This is a genomic window from uncultured Mucilaginibacter sp. (assembly GCF_903913935.1).
GTDB lineage: Bacteria > Bacteroidota > Bacteroidia > Sphingobacteriales > Sphingobacteriaceae > Mucilaginibacter.
This window is the reverse complement of sequence record NZ_CAIWNH010000169.1, coordinates 1-6,455: the sequence shown is the minus strand read 5'-3', so window position 1 is coordinate 6,455 and position 6,455 is coordinate 1. Positions and strand designations below refer to the sequence as shown.

Annotated in this window: 6 protein-coding genes; 5 read left to right on the top strand and 1 reads right to left on the bottom strand. The window is 45.3% G+C overall.

Annotation, left to right across the window (positions count from 1 at the left end; all coding sequences use genetic code 11):
* Positions 1-229: hypothetical protein (locus QZY09_RS06380; protein WP_295669743.1), on the bottom strand; the 229-nt coding region annotated here is incomplete at its 3' end.
* A gap of 56 nt (positions 230-285) precedes the next feature.
* On the opposite strand from QZY09_RS06380, the gene pnuC reads away from it, so the two are divergent.
* From pnuC to QZY09_RS06355, 5 genes are all read left to right on the top strand, one after another.
* Complete coding sequence (gene pnuC, locus QZY09_RS06375; RefSeq protein ID WP_295669740.1) at positions 286-882, top strand: nicotinamide riboside transporter PnuC; 597 nt, start codon at positions 286-288, stop codon at positions 880-882.
* A gap of 795 nt (positions 883-1,677) precedes the next feature.
* Positions 1,678-3,384 (top strand): dihydroxy-acid dehydratase, encoded by a 1,707-nt coding sequence (gene ilvD / locus QZY09_RS06370; protein ID WP_295669737.1) that lies wholly within the window; start codon positions 1,678-1,680, stop codon positions 3,382-3,384.
* Between the two features lie 171 nt (positions 3,385-3,555).
* Entirely contained in the window at positions 3,556-5,259 is a 1,704-nt protein-coding gene (gene ilvB, locus QZY09_RS06365) for a biosynthetic-type acetolactate synthase large subunit (protein ID WP_295669746.1), read from the top strand.
* 169 nt (positions 5,260-5,428) lie between these two features.
* Positions 5,429-6,019: an acetolactate synthase small subunit gene (gene ilvN / locus QZY09_RS06360; protein WP_295669733.1), complete on the top strand. Its 591-nt coding sequence runs from the start codon at positions 5,429-5,431 to the stop codon at positions 6,017-6,019.
* Positions 6,020-6,158: 139 nt separating this feature from the next.
* Positions 6,159-6,455: O-methyltransferase (locus QZY09_RS06355; protein ID WP_367119174.1), on the top strand; the 297-nt coding region annotated here is incomplete at its 3' end.

Here is a 6,455-nt window from a genome sequence, read left to right as displayed (position 1 = left end):
TAAGGGCGACCACAAGGGTCGCCCCTACGGGATTTGCGCGATGATGATCTATCCCGTGTTTAAGGGCGACCACAAGGGTCCCCGTTACGTGTTTTGAACGATGATGATATATCCCGTGTTTAAGGGCGACCACAAGGGTCCCCGTTACGTATTTTGAACGATGAATACATATCCCGTGTTTAAGGGCGACCACAAGGGTCGCCCCTACGTATTTTGAACGAATTTTCAATACAACATCCCGAACATGTTCTGTTATAAAACTTTATCTATATTTGGGCAAGATATATGATTTACTTCCTGCAAGATTGGTTACACCAGCAAACCTGGCTCGAAATTATCGGCGTTGTCACCGGGCTTTTGTGCGTGGCATTGGCGGCCATCAATAATATCTGGAACTGGCCCATTGCTATTGTAAGCGTAGGCATTTTCATTTTCATTTTTTTTAAAGCGCATTTGTATGCTGATATGGGCCTGCAGGTTTATTTTATGCTTATGAACATCTACGGTTGGTACTATTGGAGCCAGAAGCCCGATGAAGAAGAAAAAACACCTGTTTTAATCGTCACAAAAACGGAGCTTATTTATGCTGCTATCGCCGTTGTCATCTTCACTTTCATTTTAGGCTCACTTTTAAAATATACACCCGCATCTTTTCCTTTCCTGGATAGCTTTTGCGCCGCATGCAGCCTGGTGGGCCGGGTATTTTTAGCCCGAAAAGTTTTAGAAAACTGGCTGATCTGGATTTTTGTCAATATTATTTACATCGGCATCTTCATTTTCAAGCACCTCGAACTCACTGCCATAATGTATGGCGTTTATGTCATCCTCGCCCTATGGGGTTATTTTGACTGGCGGAGGGAATATAAGAGGCAGGTGGGGTAGAAAATAAAGCCCACCCCCGTGTTTTTATCCCGATTATGGTTTACATAAGGTTTACAGTATTTTATTTAAAATTTATTTAATTATTTGATAATCAATTAATTGTAAAAACACAGGGTTTACACTTTTTTGCAATTTCGGGGCGTCGGTTTTTAACCCCGGGAATGCTGCCCGGGAATGCTGTAGCTGCATAATGGGTGGCTTATGAAATAAACGCACCTCGCAAGGCAGCTACATTTTCAAACAACTCGAACTTACCGCCATTATGTACGGCATCTATGTCATCCCCGCCCTGCGGGTTATTTCGACTGGCGGAGGGATTATAAGAAGCAGGTGGGGTAGGCGATATAATCTAATAACGCTTACGTCATTCCGCCAACAAAAATCCTACCCATCCTTTAATCATACGAATCATAGTTCAGACAAAAAAAGCATGGCGGCCAGGCGACTGCCAAGCCACACCGATAACGCCAATTTTTGGCAACTTTTCCCACCCCAATCCCCATTTCAGGCAGAAAACGAACACTTTGCTATGCATGCATAAAAACAATACCGAATACCGTTTTGAACTTTGGTATAAATTGTAAAATATTATATTCGTTTAATTGTTATTTATACGTACTTTTATATTGATTTTAAACAATAATACAGAATTAAATACCAATTGAAGATTTCTGATTAAATCCTTGCTATTCCTTTTCGCTATATCTAACTTACGAAGACCAATTTATAAAACCCGGCGACCAAAAGGTTTTATAAAGATTCTTTTACTAAATACAGCTGATACAGCATTATAAAATGAGTACATCTAACGATACCATACAGGCAACGGAGTTAAACCGCTACAGTAAAACTTTCACGCAGGACCCTACCCAGCCTGCCGCACAGGCCATGCTTTACGGCATCGGCCTTACCGACGACGACATGCAAAAAGCGCAGGTTGGCGTGGCCAGTATGGGTTATGATGGTAATACCTGCAATATGCACCTTAATGATCTGGCCAAACTGGTTAAACAGGGCATCTGGGAAGAGGATATGGTAGGTTTGGTTTTCCACACCATTGGCGTTAGCGATGGCATGAGCAACGGCACCGAAGGGATGCGCTATTCGCTGGTGAGCCGCGATATCATTGCTGATTCCATTGAAGCAGTTGTTGGCGGGCAATATTATGACGGGCTGATCACCATCCCGGGCTGTGATAAAAACATGCCGGGTTCAGTTATGGCGATGGGCCGTTTAAACAGGCCATCAATAATGGTATACGGCGGCACAATAAAGCCGGGCCATTATAAAGGTGAAGACTTAAATATTATATCGGCATTTGAGGCCCTGGGTAAAAAAATTGCCGGGCAGATAGACGACATCGATTTTAAAGAAATTATCAAACATTCATGCCCTGGTGCAGGCGCCTGCGGTGGTATTTATACGGCCAATACCATGGCTGCCGCTATCGAAGCTTTAGGCATGAGCTTGCCTTACTCCTCATCAAACCCGGCCATCAGCGACGAAAAAAATGCGGAGTGTTTAGCAGCCGGAAAAGCGATAAAGATCTTATTAGAAAAGGACATCAAACCCTCAGACATTATGACCCGCGAAGCGTTTGAAAACGCCATTGTGGTAATTATGGTTTTGGGTGGTTCAACCAATGCTGTGCTGCACTTAATAGCCATGGCAAAAAGCGTTGGCATAAAACTAACGCAGGATGATTTCCAGGCCATCAGCAACCGCATTCCGGTGTTGGCGGATATGAAGCCAAGCGGGAAATACATGATGGAGGACCTGCATAAAATTGGCGGCGTACCTGCTGTGATGAAATATTGCATGGACCAAAGCTGGCTGCACAGCCATTGCTTAACCGTTACCGGCAAAACCGTTGGCGAAAACCTGCAGGATGTACCCGACCTGGAATTTGAAATACAAAAAATTATCCGCCCTATTGAAAATCCGATCAAGGCAACCGGTCACCTGCAAATTTTATACGGCAATATAGCCGAAGGTGGCAGCGTAGCCAAAATAACAGGCAAGGAAGGTACCAGCTTTGAAGGCCCCGCCCGTGTATTTGACGGTGAGTTTGAACTGATCCATGGCATTCAAAGCGGCCGGGTTAAAGCAGGCGATGTGGTGGTGATCCGCAACGTTGGGCCAAAAGGCGCACCGGGTATGCCCGAGATGCTGAAACCCACCTCCGCCATATTTGGTGCTGGTTTGGGAAGTTCGGTAGCGTTAATTACTGACGGTAGATTTTCCGGTGGTACCCACGGCTTCGTCGTCGGTCACATCACTCCCGAAGCATATGACGGGGGTGGTATCGCCTTTGTTAAGGATAACGACCGGATCTTTATTGATGCGATCAACCGCACCATTAATGTAATGATCAGCGACGAGGAATTCGCTAGCCGGAAAGCACAATGGATCCAGCCTGCATTAAAGGTAACCAAGGGTGTTTTATATAAATATGCAAAAACCGTTACCACCGCCGCAGAAGGTTGTGTTACGGACGAATAAGGAAGGTGAAAGGTAAAAGGCGAAAGCTGAAAGGTTTAAGCAGTTACCATGACCCAATAACAAACGACTAATATTAATCGGTGAAATCACTTTTTTAAATCGGTGAAATCCCAAAAAATAAATACAGTGGAGACACAAACCGTTACAATCGGTGAAATCGCAGAGCAATCGGTGAAATCACCAGCTATAGAGTTATCAGGATCGCAGGCATTATTGGAGGCTTTGATCATTGAAGGGGTGGATACCATTTTCGGGTATCCGGGTGGTGCTATCATGCCCATTTACGACGCTTTATATGATTATAATGAAAAGCTGAACCATATTTTGGTCCGCCATGAGCAGGGAGGAATTCACGCTGGCCAGGGTTATGCCCGCACTTCAGGCAAAGTGGGCGTCGTATTCGCTACCAGCGGCCCGGGTGCAACAAATTTGGTAACCGGTTTAGCTGATGCACAGATAGACAGTACCCCATTGGTTTGCATCACCGGCCAGGTATTTGCACACTTATTAGGCACCGATGCTTTCCAGGAAACAGATGTGATCAACATCACCACTCCGGTAACCAAATGGAACTACCAGGTAACTGATGCCACTGAAATCCCTGAAGTGATCGCCAAGGCTTTCTATATCGCTAAAAGTGGCAGGCCGGGACCGGTTTTGATCGACATTACCAAAAACGCGCAGATCCAGAAATTTAATTACGAAGGTTATACCCCTTGCAACCATATCCGGAGTTACAGGCCGAAACCCATTGTTCGCCCGCAATACATTCAGCAGGCCGCTGAGCTGATCAACCAGGCTAAAAAGCCCTTCATCATTTGGGGCCAGGGCGTGATTTTAGGCAGTGCTGAGCAGGAATTTAAAACATTTGTTGAAAAAAGCGGTATCCCAGCAGCCTGGACCATTTTAGGTGCTGGCGCTATCCCTACAGATCACCCCTTAAACGTGGGTATGCTGGGTATGCACGGCAATTACGGCCCTAACGTGTTAACCAATGAGTGCGATGTATTAATCGCGATAGGCATGCGCTTTGACGACCGTGTTACGGGTCGCCTTGATAAATATGCCAAACAAGCCAAGGTGATCCATTTGGATATTGACCCTGCCGAGATCGACAAAAACGTAAAATCAACCGTGCCTGTTTGGGGCGATTGTAAAGAGACATTGCCGATGCTTACTGAATTGATAGAGCGTAAAGTACTTACTGAATGGCACGACAGGTTTAAAGAGTTTACCCGCCAGGAAATTGAAGCGGTTATTCATGATGAACTAAACCCCACCTCGGACGAAATGACAATGGGCGAGGTGATCAAACAACTGAATGAACTTACCAAAGGTGACGCGGTGATTGTAACCGATGTGGGCCAGCACCAGATGGTGGCCTGCCGCTATGCCAACCTGAACAAAACACGAAGCAATATTACCAGCGGTGGTTTGGGCACGATGGGTTTTGCTTTGCCGGCAGCTATCGGCGCTAAATTTGGCGCACAGGAGCGCGATGTGATCGCCATTATCGGCGACGGTGGTTTCCAGATGACCTTACAGGAGCTGGGCACCGTGATGCAAAGCAAGGTGGATATCAAGATCATCATATTGAACAACCGTTTCCTGGGCATGGTGCGCCAATGGCAGGAACTGTTTAACGAACGCAGGTATTCATTTGTAGATATCCAGAGTCCTGATTTTGTTGCAGTCGCCGCCGCATATGGCATTGGCGGTAAATGCATTTCAGACAGGGCCGACTTGCAGCCGGCATTAAAGGAAATGATGGAAAGTAAAGGTGCGTACCTGCTTGAAGTAATGGTAACCAAGGAAAATAATGTATTCCCGATGGTACCACAGGGATGCAGCGTAAGTGAGATCAGGTTAAAATAGCCCCCAAGCCTCACCTAAACAGCGAAGCTATCATTCACACCGATAAAAAACAATCGTCAATGTGAATAATCCTCTCCAAAGGAGAGGACTTTAAGAAGGGATAGGGATTCAGAACCCTCTCCTTTGGAGAGGGCAGGGTGAGGCAAGAGGAATTTAAAAAAATATTAAAATGGAAAAGCAGGAATTTAACATAACAGTTTACACCGAAAACCAGATAGGGCTTTTGAACCGGATCGCGATCATTTTTACGCGCCGCAAAATCAATATCGACAGCTTGAATACGTCTCCTTCGGAGATCGAAAGCATCCACCGGTTTAACATCGTGATCACTGAATCAGAAGATGTGGTACGTAAACTTTGCCGCCAGATTGAAAAGCAGGTGGAAGTATTGAAAGTATATTACCATACCAATGCGGATGTGATCTGGCAGGAACTGGCCTTGTATAAGGTATCTACAGATGTAATTGCCGAAAAGGTAAGTGTTGAGCGTTTATTGCGCGAGAATGGCGCCCGTGCAGTAGTTATCCGCAAGGACTACACCGTGTTTGAAACGACCGGTCACCGCGAAGAAACAGATAACCTGATCAGTATTTTGCAGCCTTTTGGCTTGATAGAGTTTGTACGTAGCGCACGTGTGGCAATTATTAAAGATAGCGAAGGCTTTAACTCAAAATTGCGTGAGTTTGAAAGGCTTGAACCAGGTGAAGACGTGATAGAAAACGAATATTTAAACCAGGGACAGAAAGTGTTTAGTATGTGAGCCCCCTGACCCCCTAAAGGGGGAAGCGTGGTGGTGATGCTGGTGTAATAAAGAATTAAATAATACATTAATAAAGAATTATAGTCCCTTGCTTAAGGGTTTGGGACTTAAACTCCCCCTTTAGGGGGCTGGGGGGCCGATGTTAGAAGAAATAAAACAAAAATACCCATTAGCGTACAACGCGATCAAAGAAGCTACCGAAGCCAATGGTTTTACCATGCCGTCGGAGGTGCTCACTTGTTCGTTGTTGAAGACGCTGGCGGCTACAAAGCCGGGTGGTAAGTTTTTGGAACTGGGAACAGGTACAGGCTTGTCGACAACCTGGATTTTGGATGGGATGGATGAAAAATCGACATTGATTTCTATTGATAATGATGAAACGTTTTTAAACATCGCTAAAGAAAATTTAGGTGTAGATAAAAGGTTAAGGCTGATC